The 21795-nt window shown below is 59.9% G+C and carries 22 protein-coding genes and 1 tRNA gene; 18 read left to right on the top strand and 5 right to left on the bottom strand.

Annotated features, from left to right (window positions below; translation table 11 throughout):
* Positions 1–6 precede the first annotated feature (6 nt).
* The 11 genes from F7R20_RS18825 to F7R20_RS18775 all read left to right on the top strand — a co-directional run bounded on the left by F7R20_RS18825 (position 7) and on the right by F7R20_RS18775 (position 9003).
* Positions 7–366 (top strand): DUF4398 domain-containing protein, encoded by a 360-nt coding sequence (locus F7R20_RS18825; protein WP_003204190.1) that lies wholly within the window; start codon positions 7–9, stop codon positions 364–366.
* Positions 363–1172: an OmpA family protein gene (locus F7R20_RS18820; protein ID WP_003204188.1), complete on the top strand. Its 810-nt coding sequence runs from the start codon at positions 363–365 to the stop codon at positions 1170–1172. Before F7R20_RS18825 ends, F7R20_RS18820 begins: the two co-directional genes overlap by 4 nt.
* A 200-nt stretch (positions 1173–1372) precedes the next feature.
* A complete protein-coding gene (locus F7R20_RS18815) occupies positions 1373–2815 on the top strand; it encodes an aminotransferase-like domain-containing protein (RefSeq protein ID WP_003204187.1) in 1443 nt (480 codons plus the stop codon).
* An 85-nt stretch (positions 2816–2900) separates the two neighbouring features.
* On the top strand, positions 2901–3377 hold the full coding sequence (locus F7R20_RS18810; RefSeq protein ID WP_013693982.1) for a hypothetical protein: 477 nt from the start codon (positions 2901–2903) through the stop codon (positions 3375–3377).
* 147 nt (positions 3378–3524) lie between these two features.
* Complete coding sequence (locus F7R20_RS18805; protein WP_003204182.1) at positions 3525–3779, top strand: YkgJ family cysteine cluster protein; 255 nt, start codon at positions 3525–3527, stop codon at positions 3777–3779.
* Positions 3780–3833: 54 nt separating this feature from the next.
* A complete protein-coding gene (locus F7R20_RS18800) occupies positions 3834–4442 on the top strand; it encodes an START domain-containing protein (RefSeq protein ID WP_003204181.1) in 609 nt (202 codons plus the stop codon).
* A gap of 141 nt (positions 4443–4583) precedes the next feature.
* Entirely contained in the window at positions 4584–4820 is a 237-nt protein-coding gene (locus F7R20_RS18795; RefSeq protein ID WP_003204179.1) for a hypothetical protein, read from the top strand.
* 201 nt (positions 4821–5021) lie between these two features.
* Positions 5022–5363 (top strand): ribonuclease E inhibitor RraB, encoded by a 342-nt coding sequence (locus F7R20_RS18790; protein ID WP_003179463.1) that lies wholly within the window; start codon positions 5022–5024, stop codon positions 5361–5363.
* A 470-nt stretch (positions 5364–5833) separates the two neighbouring features.
* Positions 5834–7243: a circularly permuted type 2 ATP-grasp protein gene (locus tag F7R20_RS18785; RefSeq protein ID WP_003204177.1), complete on the top strand. Its 1410-nt coding sequence runs from the start codon at positions 5834–5836 to the stop codon at positions 7241–7243.
* A 9-nt stretch (positions 7244–7252) separates the two neighbouring features.
* Positions 7253–8203 carry an alpha-E domain-containing protein gene (locus F7R20_RS18780; protein WP_003204175.1) on the top strand — a complete coding sequence of 317 codons (951 nt, stop codon included), beginning with the start codon at positions 7253–7255 and terminating at the stop codon, positions 8201–8203.
* Positions 8200–9003: a transglutaminase family protein gene (locus tag F7R20_RS18775; protein WP_003204174.1), complete on the top strand. Its 804-nt coding sequence runs from the start codon at positions 8200–8202 to the stop codon at positions 9001–9003. Before F7R20_RS18780 ends, F7R20_RS18775 begins: the two co-directional genes overlap by 4 nt.
* Before the next feature lie 162 nt (positions 9004–9165).
* On the opposite strand, the gene F7R20_RS18770 is transcribed toward F7R20_RS18775, so the two are convergent.
* Complete coding sequence (locus F7R20_RS18770; RefSeq protein ID WP_003204173.1) at positions 9166–9978, bottom strand: c-type cytochrome; 813 nt, start codon at positions 9976–9978, stop codon at positions 9166–9168.
* A gap of 608 nt (positions 9979–10586) precedes the next feature.
* On the opposite strand from F7R20_RS18770, the gene F7R20_RS18765 reads away from it, so the two are divergent.
* The 3 genes from F7R20_RS18765 to F7R20_RS18755 all read left to right on the top strand — a co-directional run bounded on the left by F7R20_RS18765 (position 10587) and on the right by F7R20_RS18755 (position 14786).
* Positions 10587–11792: an acetyl-CoA C-acetyltransferase gene (locus F7R20_RS18765; protein ID WP_003204172.1), complete on the top strand. Its 1206-nt coding sequence runs from the start codon at positions 10587–10589 to the stop codon at positions 11790–11792.
* Positions 11793–11817: 25 nt separating this feature from the next.
* Positions 11818–13962, top strand: coding sequence for a 3-hydroxyacyl-CoA dehydrogenase NAD-binding domain-containing protein (locus F7R20_RS18760; protein WP_003204171.1), 2145 nt, complete (start codon positions 11818–11820; stop codon positions 13960–13962).
* Between the two features lie 89 nt (positions 13963–14051).
* The gene (locus F7R20_RS18755; RefSeq protein WP_003204170.1) at positions 14052–14786 is read left to right on the top strand and encodes an amidotransferase; all 735 of its coding nucleotides are present in this window, start codon (positions 14052–14054) and stop codon (positions 14784–14786) included.
* A 199-nt stretch (positions 14787–14985) separates the two neighbouring features.
* Here the strand turns inward: F7R20_RS18755 and F7R20_RS18745 are convergent, their stop codons facing one another.
* The 3 genes from F7R20_RS18745 to F7R20_RS18735 all read right to left on the bottom strand — a co-directional run bounded on the left by F7R20_RS18745 (position 14986) and on the right by F7R20_RS18735 (position 17841).
* Positions 14986–15957, bottom strand: a complete 972-nt coding sequence (locus F7R20_RS18745) for a magnesium and cobalt transport protein CorA (protein ID WP_003204167.1) — start codon at positions 15955–15957, stop codon at positions 14986–14988.
* Between the two features lie 134 nt (positions 15958–16091).
* A complete protein-coding gene (locus F7R20_RS18740) occupies positions 16092–16814 on the bottom strand; it encodes a 1-acylglycerol-3-phosphate O-acyltransferase (protein WP_003204165.1) in 723 nt (240 codons plus the stop codon).
* A gap of 337 nt (positions 16815–17151) precedes the next feature.
* A complete protein-coding gene (locus tag F7R20_RS18735) occupies positions 17152–17841 on the bottom strand; it encodes a crotonase/enoyl-CoA hydratase family protein (RefSeq protein ID WP_003204163.1) in 690 nt (229 codons plus the stop codon).
* 308 nt (positions 17842–18149) lie between these two features.
* Here F7R20_RS18735 and F7R20_RS18730 point away from each other — a divergent pair.
* The 4 genes from F7R20_RS18730 to F7R20_RS18715 all read left to right on the top strand — a co-directional run bounded on the left by F7R20_RS18730 (position 18150) and on the right by F7R20_RS18715 (position 20769).
* Positions 18150–18239 (top strand) — tRNA-Ser (locus F7R20_RS18730).
* A gap of 216 nt (positions 18240–18455) precedes the next feature.
* Positions 18456–19658 carry an MFS transporter gene (locus F7R20_RS18725; RefSeq protein ID WP_003204162.1) on the top strand — a complete coding sequence of 401 codons (1203 nt, stop codon included), beginning with the start codon at positions 18456–18458 and terminating at the stop codon, positions 19656–19658.
* Positions 19659–19918: 260 nt separating this feature from the next.
* Entirely contained in the window at positions 19919–20401 is a 483-nt protein-coding gene (locus F7R20_RS18720; RefSeq protein ID WP_003204160.1) for a nuclear transport factor 2 family protein, read from the top strand.
* A 140-nt stretch (positions 20402–20541) separates the two neighbouring features.
* Positions 20542–20769, top strand: coding sequence for an integrase (locus F7R20_RS18715; protein ID WP_003204158.1), 228 nt, complete (start codon positions 20542–20544; stop codon positions 20767–20769).
* A gap of 21 nt (positions 20770–20790) precedes the next feature.
* On the opposite strand, the gene F7R20_RS18710 is transcribed toward F7R20_RS18715, so the two are convergent.
* Positions 20791–21723: a helix-turn-helix transcriptional regulator gene (locus F7R20_RS18710; RefSeq protein ID WP_003204155.1), complete on the bottom strand. Its 933-nt coding sequence runs from the start codon at positions 21721–21723 to the stop codon at positions 20791–20793.
* Positions 21724–21795: the final 72 nt, after the last annotated feature.

Below are 21795 nucleotides of genomic sequence, written 5' to 3'. Positions count from 1 at the left end.
ACATTAGTGACTATTCGACCTCTTTTCGCTGCCCTGGCCGTTCTGGCTCTGGCGGGTTGCGCAGCCGATCCGGCGCCGAATGAACAGATCCGCCTGACTGAACAGGCACTGGAGCAAGCCCGGGCCGTTGGCGCTACTGCCGATGAAGTGCCCGAATTGAAACTGGCTGAAGAAAAATTCGCCCGCGCCAAATCCAACATGGCCGACGAATCCTACAAGAAGGCGCGCATGCGGGCCGAACAGGCCGAACTCGACGCCCGCCTGGCCGAAGCGAAGGTGCTGACCCTCAAGAGCCAGGAGCAACTGAACGTGCTCGACACCCGCATCAAGCGCTTGCGCAAACAATTGAGGGAGGATGCCCAATGAAGCACTCCCACGTATTGGGTGGCCTGGTGCTCGCCGGCCTGGCGAGCTTGTATGGCTGCGCCGGCCAGCGCAGCGAAGCGGCGCTCGAGCAGGCCAGCACCGACTTCCAGAAGGTCAAGGAAGACGCCAACGTATTGCGTGCCGCACCCCGGGACGTGATCCGCGCTGGCGAATCCCTGGCCCGTGCCGATCGTTTGTCCAGCTACTGGGGCAGCGGTGAGGATGTGCAGCATTACGCCTACCTGAGCCAGCGCTACAGTGCGATTGCCCGGGAGCACAGCAACCAGGTGCTCAACGAAGAGCGTGCCGCCAAGCTCGAACTGGAACGCCAGCGCCTGCAATTGGCCCTGCGTGAATCCAAGTTGCTGAGCGTGCAGCAGCAGGGCAAATGGCTTGAAGAACAGATCATGGCGATGGCGACCACACAAACCGATCGCGGTCTGGTGATGACCCTGGGTGACGTGCTGTTCGACACCGGCGAAGCGGAACTGAAGAACTCGGCCAACCGGGTCGTGCTCAAAATCGTGCAGTTCCTGCAGCTCAACCCCAAGCGCGTGGTCCGTATCGAGGGGTACACCGACAGCACCGGCGGCAAGCAGGAAAACCTCAAGTTGTCTCGCGACCGCGCGCAAGCGGTGGCGGATGTGCTGGTGGATCTGGGGGTAGACGAAAAGCGTATCCAGGTTGAAGGCTACGGTGACCAATACCCGGTGGACGTCAACGCCTCCGAGCGTGGCCGGGCACAGAACCGTCGCGTTGAAATTGTGTTCTCCGACGAAAAAGGCCAGCTCGGCGCCGCCCGCTAAGGGCTGCGTCACTGGAAAACCCGGCCCCTGTAAAAGGCGCCGGGTTTTTTTGGCCCTGCAATCGATGCACGATGGGTACAGTTAGAGCTGTCACTCCACTGTACTGTCGAGTAATCTGGCAACTGTCCCAGTACACTTCTAAACTGTTCCGGTATCGTTTCCGACAAGAATAAAATGCCCGTGAAATCGAGTGCTGCGTCATGACCAACCTTCTGCTCTATCAACGTATTGCTCAACAGCTGGCTGAAGACATCCGGCGCGGTGTGTATCAGCCCGGTGAGCGCGTACCGTCGGTGCGCAAGATGAGCTCGCAGCTCAACGTCAGCCATGCCACGGTGCTGCAGGCCTACGCCAACCTTGAAGACCAGGGGCTGATTCGCGCGCGGCCGCAGTCGGGCTACTACGTGCACCAGACGCCGGCCCTGACGGCACCGACGCCGGACATTGCCCGGGTTGAGCGTCCGGGGCTGGTGACACGCAGCAGTATCATCCAGCAAATATTGGTCGAGTCGCGCCGCGAAGGGGTGTTTCCCCTGGGGGCTGCGGTGCCGAGCGTCGACTATCTGCCTGTCCGGGCTCTGCATCAGCAGTTGGCCAAGGTCACGCGCTTCCACAGCCCGCGGGCGTTCAGCTACATGTTCAGCCCGGGGTTCGAGCCGTTGCGTCGCCAAGTGGCGATTCGCATGCGCGATGCCGGCGTCGTGGTGGACCCTTCCGAGGTGGTGATCACCCACGGCTGCGTCGATGCGCTGCAGATGTCCTTGCGGGTGCTGACGCGGCCGGGGGATTTGATCGCCGCCGAGTCGCCGACCTATTACGGCTTGCTGCAACTGGCGGATCTGTTGGGCCTCAAGGTTATCGAGATCCCCAGCGACCCGGTCACTGGCATGAGTCTGGAGGCCTTGCAGCTGGCGGCCAACCAGTGGTCGATCAAGGCGCTGGTGCTGACCACGCGCCTGAGCAATCCTCTCGGCGGCACCATGCCGGAAGAGCGGCAAAAGCAACTGCTGCGCCTGGCGTCGGACTTCGACATCCAGATCGTCGAGGACGATATCTATGGCGAGTTGATGTTCGAGCAGGGGCGCACCAAGGCCCTCAAGGCCTACGACCGGCTGGACCGGGTCATCTACTGTTCGAGTTTTTCCAAGACGTTGTCGCCGGGTGTGCGCATCGGCTGGATGATCGCGGGGAAATTCCAACAGGAAATCCAGCGGCTCCAGACCTTCAGCACGCACTCGGCGTGCAGCGTCACGCAGATGGGCATTGCCGCGTACCTGGAAAACGGCGGCTATGACCGGCACTTGCGCTATATCCGCCAGGAATACCGCAAGAACCTCAGCGCCTTTCAGCTGGCGGTGCAGCAGTACTTCCCCGAAGGCACGCAGATGAGCCGTCCCACTGGAGGCTTCATCCTGTGGGTCAGCCTGCCGGGGCGGGTCAATACCCAGGAGTTGCATGTGCGGGCGTTGCAACAGGGCATCAGTATCGCGCCAGGGCTGATTTTCAGTAATACCGAGCAGTTCAACCACTGCATTCGCTTGAACTGCGGCATACCCTGGAACCGGGAGGCGGAGCGGGCCTTGATGACGCTGGGGCTGTTGGCCACTCAATTGTGCCAGGAGACGGCCAACGGATTTCTTTAGATATCAGCGACTTGGCTCGATGTGCTTGTCAGCGCCTCATTATCAGGCGAGCATGGGGGTCTCTGCCGTCAATGCTGTTGTATTTATGAAAGCCATTGTTCCTGCTGCCTGGGTTTTGATCGGTCTGTTGAGCGTCTTCCACATGGGAGGCGTCGTCGCGGCAGCGCCAGCGCAGGAAAAACCGGCTGCCAGTGCCACGAAGGATGCGCCGAAAAAAAACACAGCGGCCAAGAAGCCTTCCGCCAAGAAAGTGGCACCCGCGAAGAAAAAACGCGCCCCCATCGCCTCCAAGAGCAAATCCGCCCACGAGGTCGCCAAGACCCCATTGCCGCCGGCCAAGCTGGATTTGAGCTTGCCCCATGAGATGGTCGATAAACTGCAACCACCGGGTAAGGTGGTACAGTCCAGGCGTGAGCCGCTCTTGCCGTCGATGTTCGGTGAGAAACCCGGTCCCTTTCAGCTCAATGGCCGTTTGTTGAGCAATGAAATGCAGCTGCCACTGCGCAGCCCGGAGCGCCACGAGGTGGAAGGCGCGGCGCTGGACTTCGAATTCAAGCAATAAACCTTCGGCAGGCCTGCGGTTCGTCGCTGACCATTCGGTCATCTCGCCGTGGGCAAAAAAACACGCAGACGGTAATTTAAAACGAGTGTTTTAGCCGTTACTCTGTGTTCTGTTACTAACCATTACTGTCGTGAGGATGTTGTCGTCATGAAATGCCGTGAAGGCTGTGGCGCCTGTTGCATCGCCCCTTCCATCAGCTCACCTATCCCTGGCATGCCCCAAGGCAAACCGGCGGGAGAACGTTGCGCGCAATTGTCGGTCGATAACCTGTGCCGGATCTTCGGCCAGCCGGAGCGTCCGGCAGTGTGCTCGGCGTTCGAAGCCGACATCGAGGTTTGCGGCAGCAGCAGTGAAGAGGCCATCCGACTGATCGGTTGGTGGGAGCAAATCACGGCAGCGTAATGAGTCAATGAACGGATCCTAACTGAACGAACTTGGACAATAAGGAAAAGAACTATGGGTTCGCTGCATCGTATGGCTGTGTTGTGTGGGTTGACCGTGTTGCTGGCAGCGGCCACCGCTCAGGCAGAGGACTGGCAGGTTGCCAAGGAGAAGGACGGTATCAAGGTTTCCCTCAGTGAGGTGACGGGCTCCAAATACAAGGCCTACCGTGGCGTGACGGTGATGAAAACCACCATGGCCAAGCTGCGGGCCCTGCAGGAAGACGTTCCCGGTGCCTGCGCTTGGATTCATGAATGCAAGAGCCAGAAACTGCTCAAGCACGAAGGCAATCAGAGCTGGACCTACACCCAGTTCAACACGCCATGGCCGGTGACGTCCCGGGACTCGGTGCTTGAAGTTACCACCGAAGAGGGCGCTGATGGCAGCCTGACCCGCAAGCTCAAGGGCGTGCCGAAATACCTGCCTGAAGAGCAAGGTTTCGTGCGGGTGACCCAGGTCGACGGCTTCTGGAAGTTCACGCCAAAGGGCGCTGACCAGATCGAAGTGACCTACCAGGTCCATACCGAACCAGGGGGTGACGTGCCGTCCTGGCTGGCGAACAAGTTCGTGGTGGATGCGCCGTTCAACACCTTGAAAGCCCTGAAGGAACGCGCCGAAAACTGATCGGCCACGGCTGCACTGCAAGAGACCGCCCCGGAGGCGGTCTTTTCATGTGTGCCGTCCAGACGCCCGGCGGAACGATTGTCCGGCCCTCAATGTCGAGATAGAGGTAAGCCAGGCCCTGAATTGATCAAGGAGACACCGATGCAAAAGTGGGAAATCACTTTCGTGGATGATCATGGCGAAGCCATCGCCGAGCAGTTCGACTACGAGCAGGAGCCTACGATGGAGCAGGCTGCACAACTGATTCGCGAAAAATTGCTGCCCGTGCCCGCCCAACTGGACCTCAACGACCTGGAAGGTCGCACCGAAGATCCCACCGTCAAGAACCTCAAGTCCCAGCACAGCATTGAAATCATCAGCATTACACCGATTTCATGAAACGGTGCCTGGTCTCGCTTGGCAGCGGCTGCCACTTGCGGCTACTCTGCAATTGAGATCAGCGAAAGGATCGCGAAGGTCCGGTCTTGTCAGCTACATGCTTGTGTCCCGACGGCCATTTGATGCCGTACCGCTTGCAGCCTGAGGGCTTCACGCACGGGAAGACGGAAAGTCTATCCATTGGTTTCAGGAGGACGTTTCATGAGCACAGCCTATCAAGAAGACATCAGCACCAGCGTGTTGCGCCGCATGAAAGAAGGCGGTTTCGATTTTTCCCGATTCCATCCCATTGAGTTCTACGCCATTTTCCCGGACGAGGAGCGGGCGCGCAGGGCGGCAGGTCATTTTCGGGGAGAATCGTTGAACGCGCAGATCAGTGCACGGGACGATGGGGCTTGGTCGTTGGAACTGAGCCGGGTGATGTACGCCACCTACGATGACATTGGCGACTTCGAGCAAGACTTTGAGGCAGTCGTCGAACCCTTGGGTGGTGTGATCGAGGGCTGGGGTGTCAAGCAAGAGATCCGGCGCCTGCAGGCCTGACAGTTACTCACCGCAACCACAGCAACGGCTGACCTTTGTGTCGGCCGTTTTCATGTCTGTGAGCTAACCGAACATTGAACATTACTGTGGGAGCCAAGCTTGCTCGCGATGGCGGCGGCACATTCAACATCGATGCGGGGCTGACCCACTGCCCTCGCGAGCAAGCTTGGCTCCCACAGGGATTTGTGGCGGACGCCGAATAGGCGAGCATGTCCCCCGGCAACACCACAAGCGCCAGGTTTTGTACCTAACTGTATCCAGATCAAGCCGCGTCGTTTTTCCGTGACTATGCTCAGCAGAGCGACGCCCCTGCGTCGCAATGAAGCGGGGGACAGCGGGGTGGGGGCATTTGTTGCACTAGAAAAGTGCGCGGCCTGTCAGAGGAGAATCCAACCCGTTGATCATAAAGCGTTTATGCCGATGGCACGGGGCTTGCGAAGCCTTGCTGCCAGGGTGACAAGGAGTACGGCATGATCCGCAGCGGTTTTGATGAAATGTACGATGCCAACGGCCAGGTCCGCCCGCATTACCAGGCGTTTGCCCGCTGGCTGGCTGAAACGCCTGATGAGCTGCTGGCGCAACGCAGGCGCGAAGCCGACCTGTTGTTTCATCGTGCTGGCATTACGTTCACGCTCTACGGCGACGAGCAGGGGACAGAGCGCCTGATCCCTTTCGACACGATCCCGCGCAGCATCCCGGCCAGTGAATGGCGGGTGGTCGAACGTGGCTGCATCCAGCGGGTCAAGGCGCTGAACATGTTCCTGGCCGATCTCTACCACGAACAACGGATCATCCGGGCCGGGATCATTCCCGCCGAACAGGTGCTGGCCAACGAGCAGTACCAACTGGCGATGCAAGGGCTGGATCTGCACCGTGACATCTACGCGCACATTTGCGGTGTCGACCTGGTGCGCGACGGTGACGGCACGTACTACGTGCTCGAAGACAATCTTCGTACGCCCAGCGGCGTCAGCTACATGCTCGAAGACCGCAAGATGATGATGCGCCTGTTCCCCGAACTGTTCGCCGCCCAGCGCATCGCCCCCATCGACCATTATCCGAACCTGCTGCTCGATACCCTGAAAAGCTCCAGCCCGCTGGACGATCCCAGTGTCGTGGTGCTCACGCCAGGGCGTTTCAACAGCGCGTTCTTCGAGCACGCGTTCCTGGCCCGGGAGATGGGCGTGGAATTGGTGGAAGGCGCCGACCTGTTCGTGCGCGATGACAAAGTGTTCATGCGCACCACCGACGGCCCGAAAGCGGTGGATGTGATCTACCGTCGCCTCGACGATGCGTTCCTCGATCCACTGGCCTTCAATCCGGACTCGATGCTCGGGGTGCCGGGCCTGTTGTCGTCCTACCGTTCCGGCAACGTGGTGCTGGCCAATGCCATCGGCACGGGCGTGGCGGACGACAAGTCGGTGTACCCGTTCGTCACCGACATGATCCGTTTTTACCTGGACGAAGAGCCGATCCTGAAGAACGTTCCTACATGGCAATGTCGTAATCCTGCCGAGCTGTCCCACGTGTTGGCGAATCTTCCCGACCTGGTGGTCAAGGAAACCCAGGGTTCCGGCGGTTATGGAATGCTGGTGGGGCCGGCCGCGACGACGGCGCAGATCGATGCCTTCCGCGAACGGATCAAGGCCAAGCCGCACGCCTACATCGCTCAGCCGACGCTGTCGCTCTCGACCTGCCCGACCTTTGTCGAAAACGGCATCGCCCCGCGCCACATCGACTTGCGGCCGTTTGTGCTCGCTGGCCGTGAGACCCGCGTGGTGCCTGGCGGGCTGACACGGGTGGCGCTGCGCGAAGGTTCCCTGGTGGTGAATTCATCCCAGGGCGGTGGGACCAAGGACACTTGGGTAGTCGAGGATTGAGGAGCTGCCATGCTGAGTAGAACCGCCTCGGACCTGTACTGGATGTCGCGCTACCTGGAGCGCGCGGAGAACCTCGCACGGATGCTCGACGTCAGCTATTCGTTGTCACTGATGCCCCAGGACGGTCGTGGCGACGGCCTGCACGAGCTGGCCATGCCATTGCTGATCACCGGCACGCTGGATGATTACCGGGAGCGACACGGCGAGCTGCACGCCGAGCGCCTGCTGCATTTCTTTGCCCTGGAAGCGGCCAACCCGGCCAGTATCTACAGTTGCCTCGGCGCCGCGCGAGCCAGTGCCCACGCGGTACGTGGGCGAATCACCGCCGACATGTGGGAAAACATCAACGCCACCTGGCTGGAAATTCGCGGTATCGCCGAGCAGGGCTTGAATCGCTACGGCATGAGCCGTTTCTGTGAGTGGATCAAGGAGCGATCCCACCTGTTTCGTGGTGCAACCTACGGCACCATCATGCGCAACGACGCGTTCCGCTTCATTCGCCTGGGGACCTTTATCGAAAGGGCCGACAACACCCTGCGCTTGCTCGACGCCCGCTACGAAATGGCCGGCGACCAGGCCGACACGGTCAGCGATGGCACGGCCCACGCGTATTACCAATGGAGCGCCTTGTTGCGGGCCTTGTCGTCCTTCGAGGCCTACACCGAGATCTACCGTGACGCCCCGGGCGCTCGCCATGTGGCTGAGTTGCTGCTGTTGCGCGCCGATGTGCCGCGTTCGCTGCGCGCCTGTACCGAAGAAATCAACCAGATCCTCGCGAGCCTGCCGGGCACCAACGGTCGGCAGGCACAACGGCTGGCGGCGGAAATGGACGCACGCCTGCGCTACACCGGCATCAATGAAATCCTCGACGGGGGCCTGCATGCCTGGCTCACCGAATTCATCCCACTGGTCCGTGAACTGGGCAATGCCATTCACAGTTCCTACCTGGAGGTCATATGAGACTCTCGATCAGCCATGAAACGGCCTACCACTATGAAGATCAGGTGCGCGCCAGCATCCAGTACCTGCGCCTGACGCCCCACGACAGCGAACGCCAGCATGTGTTGAGCTGGCAACTGGATTTGCCCCGGCCGGTGCGGGCGCAGCTGGATCCGTTCGGTAACATCCTTCACGTACTGACCCTGGACGAACCCCACGAAACGGTCATCATCGGCGCCCGCGGACAGGTGGACATCGATCCGTTGCGCGAAGCCGAGCACGAGAGCCAATCGGCGCTACCGTTCCTGCGCTTCACCCGGCTGACCGAGGCGGACGAGGCCCTTCGCACCTTCGCCGCGCAGCAATGCCAGCAGCGTCGCGATCGCACGGCGCTGATCGACCTGATGCACGGGCTGAACCAGCACATGATCTACACCCCTGGCACCACTGAGGTCGAGACCAGTGCGGCGCAGGCTTTTGCCGGTCGTAGCGGGGTGTGCCAGGATCACACCCACGCCTTCCTGGCCTGCGCCCGTAGCCTGGGGGTGCCGGCGCGGTATGTCTCGGGGTATCTGTTCAGCGAAGAGAGCGAACACCTGGCAAGCCATGCCTGGGCGGAGGCCTGGCTTGACGACGCCTGGTACAGCTTCGATGTGACCAACCAACTGGCTCGTCCGGAGCGCCACCTGAAGCTGGCTGTGGGCCTGGATTACCTGGACGCCTGCCCGGTGCGTGGCATGCGCCGCGGCGGTGGTTGCGAGCAGATGCATGCCAAGCTGGTCGTGCCTGCTGCACCGGTGATCACGGTGCAACAACAATAACCTTCCGACGAGGGCGCTTCTGTGGCGAGGGGATTTATCCCCGCTGGGCTGCAAGCAACCCAAAACAGACAACTCAATCCGTCTGGCACACTGAGGAGTCTGGGTTCAGGGCCGCTTCGCGCCCCAGTGGGGATAAATCCCCTCGCCACAAAAAAAGCGATCTCACGGGGCCAATGGCTGCTTGCGTCCCGCCATATGCTTCAAATAACCCACCAGCAAATCCAGCTCCGAATCCGGCAGCACCGCTGCCGAGAACCCGGGCATCTTGCCCTGGGGCCAGCGACGCAGCGCTTGCGGGTCGCGAATGTAGCGCTTGAGGAAATCCCCGGAGAAGTATTCGGTCGGGTTGAAAGGGATGTTCAGGTCCGGGCCGAACTGCGCATCACCCGCGCCATTGAGCCGATGGCACGCCAGGCAATTTTTCTGGAACAGCTCGAAACCTTTATTGACCGGGTCGTCCTTGGCCAGGTTGGGCGCCGGCAGCAGGGCCGGGAAGCGTTCGGCCACGGCCGACAGGCGCTTGATGGTCGCCACCGCGTAGGGCCATTGCTCCGGGCTGATGTGGCCAGCCTGCGGATCGGTCCAGACCAGGTAGAAAGGCCCGGCGCTGTGCTTGCCTTCCCCCAGCGGCGGCCAGGGCTTGGCCGGGTCCTCGATCGCCAGCCACGCTCGGGCGCCACTCTTGTTGAGTAACGGCGCCGCAGGCATTTCGGCAGCGAAGCCGTCCAGGGCAACGGCTTGCAGGTGGTCGTCCGCCTGGATGCCCGTCAATAGAGCCGTCAGCGGCACGGCTCGATAGCTCATGGGTTTCTTGTAGGAAACGTCATCAGCGATCTGGACCGTTTGAGCGTCCGGGTGCTTGAGCAGTTCTTCGGTTTGCCAGGTGCGCGTGCCCGCGCCCAACTCCAGCACCAGTTGCGCGGCATAAAGGGGCGTGCTGAGCAGCAACGCCCCGAACACAATAAGAGCTTTCAAGTCGATCGCCTTCCATGTCGAGGGGTGCCGCAAAGGTTGGCACAGCCATCGCGGCTCGAACAGAGAACCCGTCACATTTTTTGGCGACACAACTAACGGATGATGCAGATGCCCTCGCGCAGGATTCAGCCAATCACCTTGGTGATATTCGGCAAAATCAACAGCAGCGTCGTGGCAAAGAGAATGAGTCCGGCTTGGCGAACTTTCGAATGTTTGAACATGGCTGACCCGCCTTTATTGTTATTTCCTAAAAGCCAGCCTGCATATCCATGGCGGCTGGCGTTGCACTTCCTGTTCGACAAGCGCCTCGGCAAAACCCGACGACTTTCTTGTACAAGGATTACATTAGGGGCCGCGGCGGCCTTGGCTTAGATCCAATTCATATCAGCTTGGTACAGGTTGCTCTAAAAAGGCTATGAGGCCTATTGCCACCTTCCTGCCGGCCCTTTTGCTAGACAGCTTGCCCTCCTGAATCGGTTAACCCGATAGCTCGCTACCGTTCGTCTGAGCGTGGCCGTCAACGCCATTGAGCGCTGTGGTCATTGAATCCGGCGCCGCTGGGCTTATGGTTGAAGGCATCGCATTACCCCCGTAGTTTCGAGGACGTCATGACCCAAGCTTTGATTTTCGACGCATTACGCACGCCCCGTGGCAAGGGCAAGGTCGATGGCGCCTTGCACAGCGTCAAGCCGGTGAACCTGATGGGTGGTCTGCTAAGCGCCTTGCAGCAGCGCATGGATCTGGACACCAGCCAGGTCGATGACATCGTGCTCGGTTGTGTGACCCCGGTGGGTGAACAGGGGGCCGATATCGCCAAGACTGCTGCGCTGGTGGCCAATTGGGATGTCAGCGTGGCAGGCGTGCAACTCAATCGGTTTTGCGCCTCGGGCCTGGAGGCGGTGAACCTGGCGGCCATGAAAGTGCGTTCCGGGTTCGAAGACCTGGTGGTGGCCGGCGGCGTCGAGTCCATGTCCCGGGTGCCCATGGGCAGCGATGGCGGCGCGTGGGCGCTGGACCCGCAATCCAACCTGCACGGTCACTTCGTTCCCCAGGGCATCGGCGCCGACCTGATCGCCACGCTGGAAGGCTTTAGCCGTGAGGATGTCGACGGTTATGCGCTGCATTCCCAGCAAAAAGCGGCGCGTGCCCGGGCTGACGGTTCGTTCAATAAATCCCTGGTCGCCGTGCGGGACCAGAATGGCATCGTGCTGCTGGACCACGACGAATTCATCCGCGCCGACTCCACGCTCGAAGGTCTGGGCAAGCTCAAACCGAGTTTCGAAGCCATGGGCCAGATGGGCTTCGATGGCACGGCGCTGCGCGTCTACAGCCACGTCGAACGAATCAATCACGTGCACACGCCGGGCAACAGTTCCGGCATCGTCGACGGTGCCGCGCTGATGTTGATCGGTTCCGAAGCCAAGGGGCGCGCCATGGGCCTGCAACCTCGGGCGCGGATCGTCGCCACCGCCGTCACCAGCACCGACCCGACCATCATGCTCACCGGCCCGGCGCCGGCTACCCGCAAGGCCCTGGCCAAGGCCGGGTTGCGGGTGGAGGACATCGACCTGTTCGAAGTCAACGAAGCCTTCGCCTCGGTGGTGCTCAAGTTCATCAAGGACATGGCCATCGACCCGGCCAAGGTCAACGTCAACGGCGGCTCCATCGCCATGGGGCACCCCTTGGGCGCTACGGGGTGCGCAATCCTTGGCACGTTGCTCGACGAATTGGAGGTGCGTCGCCTGCGCTATGGCCTGGCGACCCTCTGTGTCGGCGGCGGCATGGGCATTGCCACCGTCATTGAACGCCTCTGAGCCCGACTTCAAGGAACACTTTTTCATGACCGATGCCATTCGTTACGAAACCGGCCAGGACCGGATCGTCGTCCTGACCCTGGACATGCCGGGCCAGAGCGCCAACACCATGAACGCGGTGTACCGTGAGGCCATGGCCGCCTGCGTCGCCCGTTTGCAGGCTGAAAAGGACTCGATTGCCGGTGTGATCATCACTTCGGCCAAGCACACTTTCTTCGCCGGCGGTGACCTCAATGAATTGATCAAGGTCGGCAAGCCCGAGGCCAAGGCTTTCTACGACATGGTCCTGCTGCTCAAGGCCCAACTGCGTGCCTTGGAGACCCTGGGCAAACCCGTGGTGGCGGCCATCAATGGCGCGGCCCTCGGCGGTGGTTGGGAAATCTGCCTGGCCTGCCATCATCGCGTGGCCCTGGACCTGCCGTCGGTGCAGCTCGGCTTGCCGGAAGTCACGCTCGGTCTGTTGCCAGGCGGTGGCGGGGTGGTGCGGATGGTGCGCCTGCTCGGTTTGGAAAAGGCCTTGCCGTATTTGCTCGAGGGCAAGAAGGTCAATGCGCAACAAGCGCTGCAGGCCGGTTTGATCGATGAGCTGGCGAAGGATCGTGACGAACTGCTGGCCAAGTCCCGGGCCTGGATTTTTGCCAACCCCAGCGTCATCCAACCCTGGGATGCAAAGGGCTATCGACTGCCGGGTGGCACGCCGTCTGACCCGAAAGTTGCGCAAATGCTGGCAATCGCCCCTTCGATCCTGCGCAACAAGACCCAGGGTTGCCTGCCGGCGCCGGAGAAAATCCTCTGTGCTGCGGTGGAGGGCGCCCAGGTTGATTTCGACACCGCGCACGTGATCGAAACCCGCTACTTCACCGAACTGACCACCGGCCAGGTGGCGAAGAACCTGATTGGCACCTTCTGGTTCCAGCTCAACGAGATCAAGGCCGGTGGTTCTCGCCCACAGGGTTTTGCGCCGTATCTGACGAAAAAAGTCGGCGTGCTCGGCGCGGGCATGATGGGGGCGGGTATCGCCTATGTCAGCGCCGTGGCCGGCATCGCAGTGGTCCTCAAGGATGTCGATCTGGCGGCGGCCGAGAAGGGCAAGGCCCGTTCGGCGGCGTTGCTGGATAAAAAGGTCGCCCGCGGCCGACTCACCGCCGAGCAGCGCGAAGCCACGCTGGCGCGGATTCACCCCACCGACAGCAACGCAGACCTGGCCGGCTGCGACCTGATCATCGAAGCGGTGTTCGAAGATCGCGCCCTGAAAACCAGCGTGTCGGCCGCCGCCCAGGCGGTGGTGGGCGATGATGCGGTGATCGCTTCCAACACCTCGACCTTGCCCATCACCGGCCTGGCCATGGCTGTGCCGGACCCGACGAAGTTCATCGGCCTGCACTTCTTCAGCCCGGTGGAGAAAATGCCCCTGGTGGAGATCATCAAGGGTGCACGCACCAGTGACGCGACCCTGGCCCGGGGGTTCGATTTTGTCCTGCAGATCAACAAGACGCCGATTGTGGTCAACGACAGTCGCGGCTTCTTTACGTCCCGGGTATTCGGCACCTTTACCAATGAGGGCATCGCCATGCTCGGCGAGGGCGTGAGTGCGCCGATGATCGAGACCGAAGCGCGCAAGGCCGGGATGCCGGTCGGGCCTCTGGCGATCTCTGACGAAGTTTCCCTCGGCCTGATGAGCCATATCCGCGCGCAAACCGCCAAGGACCTGTGCGCAGAAGGGAAAACGCCGATTGAGCATCCGGCGTTCGCCGTGATTGACTTGCTGCTCAACGAATACAAGCGACCGGGCAAGGCCGCCGGCGCCGGTTTCTATGAATACCCGGCCAATGGGCAAAAGTCCCTGTGGCCGTCGCTCAAAAGCCGCTTCGAGAAAGCCGACGGGCAGATTTCCCCGCAGGATATCCGTGATCGCCTGCTGTTCATCCAGGCCCTGGAAACCGTGCGCTGCATGGAAGAGGGGGTGCTGACTTCGACGGCTGACGCCAACGTCGGCTCTATCTTCGGTATTGGTTTCGCGGCCTGGACCGGCGGTGCACTGCAGTTCATCAATCAATATGGCCTGCAGGACTTTGTCGGTCGCGCCCAGTATCTGGCCGAGCAATACGGCGAGCGCTTCTCACCGCCGGCCTTGCTATTGGAGAAAGCCGCTCGCCACGAACTGTTCTGACAGACCCGGGAAGGGGCTTGCCTTGGGACCGTGTTTCAGGGCAGGCTCTGGGGTGTGCAATATTCCCATCATCGTGTCAGGTATTTTTTATGTCGCTACGCATCTGCATTCTGGAAACCGATATCCTGCGTCCGGAACTGGTCGACCAATATCAGGGTTACGGGCAGATGTTCCAGCGCCTGTTTTCGCAGCAGCCCATTGCGGCCGAATTCGTCGTGTACAACGTGATGGAGGGGCATTACCCCAGCGATGACGAGCAGTTCGACGCTTATCTGGTGACCGGCAGCAAGGCTGACTCCTTCGGCACCGACCCTTGGATTCAAACCCTCAAGACCTACCTGCTGGAGCGCTACCAGCGCGGCGATAAATTGCTCGGTGTGTGCTTTGGTCATCAGCTGCTGGCGTTGTTGCTGGGCGGCAAGACCGAACGCGCCACCCAAGGCTGGGGCGTCGGCACCCATCGCTACAAACTCGCCGCCAAGGCGCCTTGGATGAGCCCGGTGATGGAAGAGCTGACGTTGCTGATCAGCCATCAGGACCAGGTCACCGAACTGCCCGAAAGCGCGACGGTCATCGCCTCCAGCGATTTCTGCCCGTTTGCCGCCTACCACATCAACGACCAGGTGCTGTGCTTCCAGGGTCACCCGGAATTCATCCATGATTATTCCCGGGCCTTGCTGGAGATTCGCCAGCAACACCTCGGCGAGCAGATCTATAGCCAGGGCGTGGCGAGCCTTGCCCACGAGCACCATGGCACCACGGTGGCGGAGTGGATGATGCGTTTCGTCGCTCACAAGCCGCAGGCCGAAGCCACCCAAGGCTAAAGATCACCACTCTCTAATGTGGGAGCGAGCTTGCTCGCGATCGCGGTGGATCAGTTGGCGTTGATGTTGGATGTGCCGCCGTCTTCGCGAGCAAGCCCGCTCCCACACTGGATCTGTGTACGACGCAAATCCCTTGTGGGAGCGAGCTTGCTTCGGGCGGCGTTCCGACGATGAATCCCACACAAATTCCACTGTTCGCCTACAACCACCCCGATCGCTTGAAGCTCCACCACAGTGATGAGCAGCCCACCGCAATAACCCCCAGCACCGCGAAATAGCCGTATTGCCAACTCAACTCCGGCATGTCCTGGAAGTTCATCCCATAGATCCCGGCCACGGCCGTGGGAAACGCCAGGATCGCCGCCCAAGCCGCGAACTTGCGCTGCACCACGCTCTGACGCGACGCTTCGAGCAGCACGCCGACTTCGATGGTTTGGCTGGCGATGTCGGCCAGGGTGGTCAGGTCTTCCATTTGCCGCGTGACATGAATCTGCACGTCGCGAAAATACGGGCTCATGTTCTTGTCGATAAAGGGGAAGTCGAGTTTCTGCAACTCTTCACTGATCTCCACCATTGGCGCCGCGTAACGGCGCAGGCGCAATACGTCGCGGCGCAAGCTGTGCAGGTTCTGGATGTCCCGTTCGTTCAGGGAGCTGCACATGACATTGTGTTCCAGCTCATCGATTTCGGCGTGAATGGCCTCACCCATGGGCTGGTAGTTTTCAATCACGAAATCAAGGATGGCGTAGAGGACGAAATCTTCCCCGTGTTTCAGCAAAAGCGGACGTGCCTCACAGCGCTGCCGGACATGGGCGTAGGACGCTGAGTGGCCGTTGCGAGCCGTGATGATGTAGCCCTTGCCGGCAAAGATATGGGTTTCGATGAACAGCAGCTTGCCGTCCTTGCGTATCGGCGAATACGTGACGATAAACAGCGCATCGCCAAAGGTCTCCAACTTGGGCCGGCTGTGTTTCTCCATGGCGTCTTCGATCGCCAATTCGTGCAGGTTGAACTGCCGCTGCAGGTTGGTCAGCTCCACGGCGCTCGGCTCTTCGAGACCAATCCATACAAAATGACCAGGTTTGGCAGCCCAGGCGCTGCCTTCGTCGAGGGTGATATTGGTGACTTTCTTACCGGCGCTGTAGACCGCAGCAGCAACGACTCTACCCATAATGGTGGTTCACTTCTTATTGGAAATGGCAGTGGCAGGCAGCGTTTAGCTTAACGCGCCCTGTAGCTTGAGAGTCAGCAAAATCTGCGGAGTTCGGCGGCAAAAGAAAACCCGCCGAGGGGGCGGGTTTCCATTCAGGCGGCTTGCAACTGCCGGTCCATTGTCGCGATGCACTCGCGCATCTGTTCACGGCATTGGGCAATGAGCTGGGGCATGTCATCCATACTCAATCCGGCCGTAGGAATCGCCGGCAATGAACGTATGAGGATGTCACCGCTGCGCCAGCGATTGAGGCGCATGTGCTTGATGTAGCTGCTGACGCACACCGGAACAATCGGCACTCCGGCGGCTATTGCCATCTGGAAGGCGCCTTTCTTGAACGGCAGCAGATCCTCGCCCAAATTGCGCGTGCCTTCCGGGAAAACCCAGATAGAGGTGTCCTCGTGCTGCAAGGTATGGGTGGTGGTCAGCATCGACTTTCGGGCCTTGATCGCGTTGCCGCGGTCGATCAACACGTTGCCCGCCAGCCAGAACAATTGCCCGAACAGCGGCACCCATTTCAGGCTCTTCTTGCCGATGCACACGGTACGGCGCGGCACCACGTTGCCAAACATGAACAGGTCGTAGTTGGATTGGTGGTTGGCGATGATGACGCAGCCGTTGGGCTTATTCACCAGCGAGTCGACTTGCGTGCGGACCCGCAGGCGCAAAATGCACATCGCCGGCAACGCGTACAACCTTGCGCATAAACGGCTGTTGTCCGGGTTGAACGGCCGGCACAGCCCCAGAATCACCCCGAGCACGCCAGCCAATACAAAATGCAGGCCCATCAACAACATACGCAATACAAACAGCATCTACAGGCCCCATCGGGACAAAAGGTGGCGCAGTGTACGGATGTGCACTGTTTTCGGCAATTGCCGCTATAGAGGTAGGAGATGGACGATGTTTAAGCGCATGTTTCCACGCGTCGTGACAGAAGCGGCCCAGAGCGGTTGCGGACTTTTAAACGACGCGCGTAGGAAAAAAGCCTGGCTCTAGGGGATGGCTGCACCGGTGGTGAGGGAGTTTGCTCTCGCTGGGCTCGTAGGCGCTGACGAGCGGAGCGAGGCTGCGATCTTTCCATTACCCATTGAGTCCGGAGCGAAAGATCAACAGATCGCAGCCTCGCTCTGCTCGACAGCTCCTACAGCGTCAGCCCAAGTGCTCCTGATCCAGCAGAATCGCACTGTCCAGCGTATCCAGCAGAGCCTTACGCACTTTCAGCTTGGTGTTCTTGTGGGCTGTCATGTTGATCTTCTTCAACTGACGCGCCGCTTCCAGGGCCGTGCCCTGCAGTTCTTCGGCCGACACCACCTTGTCGAGGAAGCCGGCATCCACAGCGCCCTGTGGGTTAAACATCTCGGCATTGATTACCGAGCGATGGAACGCCGACTTGCGCAGGCGATCACGGGCCAGCTCGATACCAGCGTGGTGCATGGTCATGCCGATCTGCACTTCGTTCAGGCCGATGCTGAACGGCCCTTCCACACCAATGCGATAGTCCGCCGAGAGCAGCAGGAACGCACCCTTGGCCACCGCATGCCCCGGGCAAGCGACAACGACAGGGAAGGGGTGCGACAACAGGCGGCGGGCCAGGGTCGAGCCGGCCGTGACCAGGCTCACCGCTTCCTTGGGGCCGGCGGTCATCACCTTCAGATCATAACCACCCGACAAAATCCCCGGTTGCCCGGTAATGATCACCACCGCCCGATCCGCCGTCGCCTGGTCCAGCGCTGCGTTGAACGCGGCAATCACATCTGGCGAGATGGCATTGACCTTGCCGTTGTTCAAGGTCAGGGTCGCGATACCGTCTTCGAGATGGTAGGCAATCAAGTCGCTCATGACGCTATTCCTTGTAAGAGAAGTGACGCAGACGTTACTCACCGCCGCAGGTCAGGTAAAGCGCCGTGACTGACTCACCGGTCAGCCCCAGGCCCTGCAAACAGCCTGGCCCGCCCATCCTGCTTCGCCTTCATCTATAGAGCAGCGTCTGCATAGCCCCGAAGATTGGCCGGTTTGCCATGCCCAAGCGCGTTTGAAATGCTCGACCAAGCTTAACCGCATGAAAATTCTGAAAAAAACCTTTGCCATCGGAAAAGCTTTCGACTACATTAGCGCGCCTCGACAGACTGAACAGTTTGCCGAGATACGGTGAAGTGTCCGAGTGGCTTAAGGAGCACGCCTGGAAAGTGTGTATACAGGAAACTGTATCGAGAGTTCGAATCTCTCCTTCACCGCCACATTCGATACACACAAAACCCCTGGTTTTCCAAGAAAACCAGGGGTTTTGTGGTTTCTGCCGTCTGAAAAAATGACGATAGGGGCAATGGCCCCCAGATGATACGCCGGCAGCGCAAAAGGTGTGGATTTCCTAACCTTGACTCCGCCACCCAAATGACTATCCCCCCATGTAGCCGTGCTACAAAACGGCCTGTTCAACGCGTGGGAAAACTCCGATGCCACCGCTCTCCAACGACAGGCCCTCCAATCGATTCGGCCTGTTTTGCGTAGCCAGTTTCCTTCTGTCCATTTCTTATGGCGCCACTTTCCTGGTCTCGCTGCTGGTGTCCTCCCTGGGGGGAACTGAGCGCGATGCAGGGCAGGTCTTTGCCGTTGCCATGACGAGTACCCTGGTCGCGGTGGTCGCCTCGGGGCATTTGATGCAGCGCGTAGGTGCTGCACTGTGCATGGCCCTTGGCGCTGTATTTCTGGTCATTGCGTCCATGGGTTTTGCGCTGCTATCGGACCTTGGCATCGGTTTGTTGGCCTGCGGTTTGATGCTGGGGATCGGGTGGGGACTGTTTTACACGGTTGGGCCCATCATGGTCGCAGCGATGGTCGAGCCAGCCAGGCGGACTCATTGCTTCGCGCTTTTGTCGGGCAGCATGTTGACGGGGATCGGTAGTGGCCCTCTGTCAGGCAAGTTGGCCAGCTCCGTTGGGTTACCCATCCAGACAGCTTTCTTCTTTGCCGCTGCCGCGGCATCGCTGGGTGGGCTGTATTTCTGGTGGCTGAGAACGGGCTTTGCCGAAGTGGAGCGCCGGTCTGGCGATAAGGCTCGGATAGGGCTGAGATCGGCGACGGATGTGCTGCGCTCACGTTCAGCGTTGTCCATTTTGATGGTAGGGCTGGGGGGCGCGATCTTCGGTGGCCTGGGCAGTTTCCAGACCAGTTATGCAGCCAGTCAGGGGCTTGACTACTCCCTGTTTTTCGTCGGTTTCATGGGGGCGGCTATCGCTTGTCGGTTGTTGATTGCCGGGTGGGTGGTCAGCCGTGACCCTTTCGCGACTTCTTGCCTGCTGACCACGCTGATGCTGGTCGCCGTGACGGGGTTCAGTGTGTGGGTCCATGACAGTCTGAGTTATGGGTTGACCGCCGCCTTGCTTGGGGTCGGTTATGGTCTCAACTATTCCGTCATTAATGGCTTGGCTGCCAACGAGGCGCCACCTGGACTGACCGCACAAGCACTGCTGCTTTTCAGCCTGTCCTACTTCATTGGCGTATTCGGGTTTCCCTTTATCGCCGGCAAGCTCATCAGCAGCACGGGCGTGAATGGGATGCTGCTTAGTGTCGGATTGATCGCTCTGTTTGCCTGGACCTTGAGTGTCAGTCGCTGGCTGGCCGGGCGATTCTGGAAACCAGCCTCTCTCTCGGAATGAAAAATTCTCCCCTGGCGTGCGATAGCTTCCCGTTGGGGGTGGGAGTTTGAGCACAGGTGCAAGAAGGTCGCGAAGACTGAAGGCAGAAAGGCACGGCAAATTGCTTGATGAACGGCTGCTCGTGGAACCTCGCCACTGAATAGCATCAGGCAACCTCACAGCAGTATCGGGCAAAGGTTTCTGGGCACATGCCGTTAAGGTTCTCCTGGAAGAGCGTCTTATCAACTGCATTGCTGTGAGAGAACATCATGACCAGATGGATGAATTTCGCTTGGCGCGTCCAGGCGCTTGCACTGTCTTTTATATTTTTTACGAACAACGTCTGGGCTTCGGAAAACACCCAGCACGCGAATGCGACGCTGGTCCGCCAGGCGTTCACTCACTGGCAGCAGGGCAAAGGCACGGTGTTCGATCTGCTGGCGCCCAATGCGAAATGGACCGTGGCCGGGACGAGTCCTGTTTCCGGTGTCTATAACAGCAAGGCTGAGCTGGCCCAAGTCGTGCGGCCGATTACCGCGCGACTGGCAACACCGATTGTCCCCACGGTGCAGAGCATCGTGGCTCAGAATGATGTCGTGGTTGTTCTGTGGAACGGAACAGCCATGGCGCTTGATCACAAACCCTACAACAACACCTACCTGTGGCACATGACCTTCAAGAATGGTCAGATCATTGAAGTCACAGCCTTTCTGGACACTTACGTGCTGAACGATCTTATCCGGCGCGTAGAACCCCCACAGTAGTGGCTGGACTATCTTGTTGGCTGTGAAGCAGTTCGCTTTTCCGTAGTGTGCTCTGCAAAAGGTTTACTCGATTCAGAACAAAAACTGGAGATGCGTGGTCTCTGTCAGTACCCCAAGTTCGTCTCTCCCTGAGGTCGCACATGAGTCTGATCGATTGCCCTGAATGCGCTTCCAGAATTTCCGACAAGGCCTACGCCTGCCCACATTGCGGCAATCCTTTTCGGGAGCCGAGTTTCCGCCTGACCGAAAAGAACGTGGGGCAGATTGCCGGGGTGACCGGCGTCTGGCTCACCGCGCCCTGGATCGCGCGGATGGTCTTTGGCGTGGTGGCCGTGATTGCGGTGGCCGCGGTGTTGATCTTGCGGTGACCCGTATCCGCGATTGTCGGCTTATGTATTCAACGGCAACTGCGGACTGTCCGGGTTCAACTGCTGCCGCCTGAACTGCCCCGGCGGCTGTCCGTGTATCTGGCGAAAACGCCTGGAAAAATAGGCCTCGTCGGCAAACCCGCACAACCTCGCCACTTCGCCCACTGGCCGTGTTCCGTTGAGCAAGTAATTGCGCGCCGCATGCATCCGACGTTCGAGCACCAGCTCGGTGAAGGTCTTGCCAATTTCCTTGCGCAGCCAGTGGGTCAGGTAGGTCGGTGACAGGTAAGTCGCCGCGGCCACCTTGATCAGGTTGAGGTCGGGGTCGGCGATGTTCTTGCGCAGGTACTCGGACATCCGGCCCAGCGCATCGCGTCGGCTGACTTCGGCGGCGTTCTCTTCGGCCAGGCGCTTGAGCGGCTCGGCGTACAAGGCGCAGACGCTGCCGATCAGTTGCAGCAACAAGCCCTTGAGCATCTCGCGGGTGCCGAACTGACGGTTCTGGTCCAGGCCACGCATCTGCTCGATCAATGCGCAGATTTTGGCGAAATCCTCATCCTCCAGAATGAAGTCCAGGTGTTCCTGGAAACGGAACGGCGACAGTTCCGGCGCCAGCAGAATCGAGACTTCTTCCAGGTCCATCGGGTCGCATTGCAAATGCGGCAGCAGGAAGGTCTGGGAAAAATTGATCACCATGAAGTTGCTCTCGGCCGGGTGCGGAATCACGTGCACGCGGTGGGGCAGGATGAAGGCCAGGGTGTTGCGCGGAAATGGACGTTCGACGTTGCCAATGTGTTGCACGGTGTCGCCGCCGAGGTTGATCTGGATCTGGAAATACTCGTGGCGATGCGGGCTGGTTTCGGCGCGCCGGCCCTTTTTGTCGCGAATGTAGAAATCCGTCAATTCGCTGCGTTGCTGCATGACATAGGTAGGGACTCGGCTCGGTGATGACATCTCCAGGGAATCCTTTGCGGTGCATGGCGGTGATGACGATTGTGACGGTGTATCTGGATGACTTTCAAGAAG

Origin of the sequence: Pseudomonas brassicacearum subsp. brassicacearum (assembly GCF_008801605.1) — a bacterium.
In the GTDB taxonomy this organism is placed as follows: domain Bacteria; phylum Pseudomonadota; class Gammaproteobacteria; order Pseudomonadales; family Pseudomonadaceae; genus Aquipseudomonas; species Aquipseudomonas brassicacearum.
This window is presented reverse-complemented; position numbering and strand designations above follow the sequence as displayed.

Excerpts from the sequence above, each read along its gene's own strand:
- F7R20_RS18820 (WP_003204188.1), top strand. The coding sequence starts at position 363 with ATGAAGCACTCCCACGTATTGGGTGGCCTGGTGCTCGCCGGCCTGGCG.
- F7R20_RS18815 (WP_003204187.1), top strand. The coding sequence starts at position 1,373 with ATGACCAACCTTCTGCTCTATCAACGTATTGCTCAACAGCTGGCTGAA.
- F7R20_RS18810 (WP_013693982.1), top strand. The coding sequence starts at position 2,901 with ATGAAAGCCATTGTTCCTGCTGCCTGGGTTTTGATCGGTCTGTTGAGC.
- F7R20_RS18805 (WP_003204182.1), top strand. The coding sequence starts at position 3,525 with ATGAAATGCCGTGAAGGCTGTGGCGCCTGTTGCATCGCCCCTTCCATC.
- F7R20_RS18800 (WP_003204181.1), top strand. The coding sequence starts at position 3,834 with ATGGGTTCGCTGCATCGTATGGCTGTGTTGTGTGGGTTGACCGTGTTG.
- F7R20_RS18795 (WP_003204179.1), top strand. The coding sequence starts at position 4,584 with ATGCAAAAGTGGGAAATCACTTTCGTGGATGATCATGGCGAAGCCATC.
- F7R20_RS18790 (WP_003179463.1), top strand. The coding sequence starts at position 5,022 with ATGAGCACAGCCTATCAAGAAGACATCAGCACCAGCGTGTTGCGCCGC.
- F7R20_RS18785 (WP_003204177.1), top strand. The coding sequence starts at position 5,834 with ATGATCCGCAGCGGTTTTGATGAAATGTACGATGCCAACGGCCAGGTC.
- F7R20_RS18780 (WP_003204175.1), top strand. The coding sequence starts at position 7,253 with ATGCTGAGTAGAACCGCCTCGGACCTGTACTGGATGTCGCGCTACCTG.
- F7R20_RS18775 (WP_003204174.1), top strand. The coding sequence starts at position 8,200 with ATGAGACTCTCGATCAGCCATGAAACGGCCTACCACTATGAAGATCAG.
- F7R20_RS18765 (WP_003204172.1), top strand. The coding sequence starts at position 10,587 with ATGACCCAAGCTTTGATTTTCGACGCATTACGCACGCCCCGTGGCAAG.
- F7R20_RS18760 (WP_003204171.1), top strand. The coding sequence starts at position 11,818 with ATGACCGATGCCATTCGTTACGAAACCGGCCAGGACCGGATCGTCGTC.
- F7R20_RS18755 (WP_003204170.1), top strand. The coding sequence starts at position 14,052 with ATGTCGCTACGCATCTGCATTCTGGAAACCGATATCCTGCGTCCGGAA.
- F7R20_RS18745 (WP_003204167.1), bottom strand. The coding sequence starts at position 15,957 with ATGGGTAGAGTCGTTGCTGCTGCGGTCTACAGCGCCGGTAAGAAAGTC.
- F7R20_RS18740 (WP_003204165.1), bottom strand. The coding sequence starts at position 16,814 with ATGCTGTTTGTATTGCGTATGTTGTTGATGGGCCTGCATTTTGTATTG.
- F7R20_RS18735 (WP_003204163.1), bottom strand. The coding sequence starts at position 17,841 with ATGAGCGACTTGATTGCCTACCATCTCGAAGACGGTATCGCGACCCTG.
- F7R20_RS18725 (WP_003204162.1), top strand. The coding sequence starts at position 18,456 with ATGCCACCGCTCTCCAACGACAGGCCCTCCAATCGATTCGGCCTGTTT.
- F7R20_RS18720 (WP_003204160.1), top strand. The coding sequence starts at position 19,919 with ATGAATTTCGCTTGGCGCGTCCAGGCGCTTGCACTGTCTTTTATATTT.
- F7R20_RS18715 (WP_003204158.1), top strand. The coding sequence starts at position 20,542 with ATGAGTCTGATCGATTGCCCTGAATGCGCTTCCAGAATTTCCGACAAG.
- F7R20_RS18710 (WP_003204155.1), bottom strand. The coding sequence starts at position 21,723 with ATGTCATCACCGAGCCGAGTCCCTACCTATGTCATGCAGCAACGCAGC.